This is a genomic window from Burkholderia sp. AU4i, assembly GCF_000466765.1.
GTDB lineage: Bacteria > Pseudomonadota > Gammaproteobacteria > Burkholderiales > Burkholderiaceae > Burkholderia > Burkholderia cepacia.
On sequence record NZ_ASSI01000409.1, the window covers coordinates 1 to 1,093 of the forward strand.

Annotated in this window: 1 protein-coding gene; it reads right to left on the reverse strand. The window is 66.7% G+C overall.

What is annotated here, in order from left to right:
- Window positions 1-1,093: urocanate hydratase (gene hutU / locus L810_RS43095; protein ID WP_081712978.1), on the reverse strand; the 1,093-nt coding region annotated here is incomplete at both ends.

Consider the following 1,093-nt stretch of genomic DNA (forward strand, 5'->3'; position numbering starts at 1 on the left):
CCGACAGCGCGACCCAGCGGAACGGGCCCTTGCCTTCGCAGAACAGCGGGCGGATATAGGCCGGCACGAAGCCCGGGAAGTCGAACGCGTTCTCGACACCCATTTCCAGCGCCATCTGGCGGATGTTGTTGCCATAATCGAGCGTCGCCGCGCCGCGCTCCTGCAGCGCCAGCATTGCGCGCACCTGGACGGCCATCGACTGCTTCGCGACCTTCACGATGCTCTGCGGATCGACCTTCTGCGCTTCGCGCCATTGCGCGACGGTCCAGCCTTGCGGCAGGTAGCCGTTGATCGGGTCGTGCGCGCTCGTCTGGTCGGTCACGCAATCCGGCGTGATGCCGCGCGTGACGAGCTCCGCGAACACGTCGGCCGCGTTGCCGAGCAGGCCGACCGACACCGGCTTGCCGGTGCGCTTCGCTTCCTCGATCATGCCGAGCGCCTCGTCGAGCGTCGTCGCCTTCTTGTCGACGTAGCGCGTCTTCAGGCGGAAGTCGATGCGCGTCTCGTCGCATTCGACCGCGATCATCGAGAAGCCGGCCATCGTCGCGGCCAGCGGCTGCGCGCCGCCCATGCCGCCGAGGCCGCCCGTCAGGATCCAGCGGCCCGACGGATCGCCGTTGAAGTGCTGGTTCGCGACCGAGAAGAACGTTTCATAGGTGCCCTGAACGATGCCCTGGCTGCCGATGTAGATCCAGCTGCCGGCCGTCATCTGGCCGTACATCATCAGGCCCTTGCGGTCGAGCTCGTGGAAGTGATCCCAGTTCGCCCAGTGCGGCACGAGGTTCGAGTTCGCCAGCAGCACGCGCGGCGCATCCTTGTGCGTGCGGAACACACCGACCGGCTTGCCCGACTGGATCAGCAGCGTTTCGTTTTCCTCGAGATCCTTCAGCGATGCGAGGATCTGGTCGTAGCATTCCCAGTTGCGCGCCGCGCGGCCGATGCCGCCGTACACGACGAGCGCATGCGGATGCTCGGCGACTTCCGGGTCGAGGTTGTTCTGGATCATCCGGTAGGCCGCTTCGGCCAGCCAGGTCTTGCAGACCTTCTCGCTGCCGCGCGGCGCGCGGATCGTGCGCGTCGGATCGAGACGGGG